A 2,120-nucleotide genomic window follows, 5' to 3' on the forward strand; every position below is an offset into this window, starting at 1 on the left:
TCCGGCTCCTACGTGCTGCCCATGCCGGAGGGCAAGGACGTCAAGAAGGCGCTGTACCGGGTGCTGCGGCAACGGTCGATGCGCGAGAAGATCCGCATCGAGAACCGGCTGATGCCGGTGCGGGTGCTGACGTCCGATGGCCGCGCCGTCGGCGCGGCGGCGCTGCACACCCGCACCGGTGAATTCGTCGCGGTCGGGGCGAAGGCGGTGATCCTGGCCACCGGAGCGTGCGGGCGGCTGGGGCTGCCCGCGTCGGGCTATCTGTACGGCACGTACGAGAACCCGACGAATGCCGGCGACGGGTACGCGATGGCCTTCCACGCGGGTGCGGAGCTGTCGGGAATCGAGTGTTTCCAAGTCAACCCGTTGATCAAGGATTACAACGGGCCGGCCTGTGCGTACGTCGCGAACCCGTTCGGCGGCTACCAGGTCAACGCACACGGTGAGCGGTTCGTGGACTCCGACTACTGGTCGGGTCAGATGATGTCGGAGGTGAAGAGCGAGATCGATTCCGCCCGCGGGCCCATCTACCTCAAGGTCTCCCACCTGCCCGACGAGACGCTGACCGCGCTGGAGAACATCCTGCACACCACCGAACGGCCGACGCGGGGCACCTTCCACGCCAACCGCGGCCACGACTACCGCACCCACGACATCGAGATGCACATCTCCGAAATCGGTTTGTGCAGTGGGCATTCGGCTTCCGGGGTCTGGGTCGACGAACACGCCCGCACCACGGTGCCCGGGCTGTACGCCGCCGGCGACCTGGCCTGCGTCCCGCACAACTACATGATCGGGGCGTTCGTCTTCGGCGATCTCGCCGGCACCGACGCGGCCGCGGCCTGCGCGGAAAGCACTGCGCCGCAGGAGCTTCCGGGCGAGCAACTGCGCGACGCGCACGAGCTGATCTACCGCCCGCTGCGGCATCCGGACGGCCCGCCGCAGCCGCAGGTCGAATACAAGTTGCGCCGGTTCGTCAACGACTACGTGGCACCGCCCAAGACGGCGGCCAAGCTGTCGATCGCCGTGCGCACCTTCGACCGCATGCGGGCCGAGATCGCCGAGATGGGGGCTCGCAATCCGCACGAGCTGATGCGAGCCGTCGAGGTGTCGTTCATCCGGGACTGCGCCGAGATGGCCGCCCGATCGTCGCTCACCCGCACCGAATCGCGCTGGGGCCTCTACCACGACCGCGCCGACCTGCCCGGCCGCGACGACAGCGAGTGGGGCTACCACCTCAACCTGCGCAAGGGCGCCGACGGCGAGATGGTGTTCCTGAAGCGGCCGGTCGCCCCGTACTTCGTGCCGGTGCCGGAACTGGACGGCCTGCCGCCCGCAGACCAGACCGTGCGGGCGGTCGAGGAGCCGCCGCTCGTCGGCGGCCAGGCCCCGGCCACCACTGCGTCCCGGATCGCTTCGGCCGCAACGTCATTCGAGCCGCCCTCGCCGCGCATCGCCGAAGTCCTGGCCCTCGAGGAGCCGACGATCGCCGGGCTGCGGCCGTACCTGAGCGACCCCGACCCCGGCGTGCGCCGGACGGCGGTGGCCACCCTCACCGAACACATCCCCGAGGGCTATGCGCCCGCGTTGGTCGCCGCGCTGGACGACGCCGACGCCGCCGTGCGCCGCACCGGCGCCGAGGGGATCCGCGAGCTCGTCGAGGTGCTACCCGAGCCCGACGCCGTCCAGCCGCGGCTCAGCTCGGGCGACGTGGTGGTGCGGGCGGCCTCGCTCTACGTGCTGGCCGCGCGCCGGGTCGGCGACCCCGAGGACTACCGCCGCGCGCTCACCGATCCCGACCACCGGGTGCGCATCGAGGCCGTGCGGGCGCTGGTGTCCGTCGACGACGTGGCCGGGGTGGTCGCCGCCACCGGTGACGAGAGCCGCGAGGTGCGGATCGTCGCGGCCGCCGGGCTGGCCACGCTGCCCGGCGGCGGCGAGGCGGTCAGCGCGCTGAGCACGGACCCGGACCCGTTGGTGCGCGCGGCCGCGCTGGCCGCGCTCGGTGAGCTTGGTTGCCGCCCAGCGGATCTCGCCGCCGTGAAAGCGGCGTTGCGGGCCCCGGCGTGGCAGGTGCGGGAGGGGGCGGCGCGCGCGCTGGCGGGCGCGCCGGCCAGCGC

At 72.2% G+C, this 2,120-nt stretch carries 1 protein-coding gene; it reads left to right on the forward strand.

All coding sequences use genetic code 11. The features are described from left to right. Nucleotides 1-2,120, forward strand: a 2,120-nt coding sequence (locus A9X03_RS17155) for a fumarate reductase/succinate dehydrogenase flavoprotein subunit (RefSeq protein ID WP_068262107.1), incomplete at both ends; no start/stop codon positions are given.

Source organism: Mycobacterium sp. E1715 (assembly GCF_001667625.1).
GTDB lineage: Bacteria > Actinomycetota > Actinomycetes > Mycobacteriales > Mycobacteriaceae > Mycobacterium.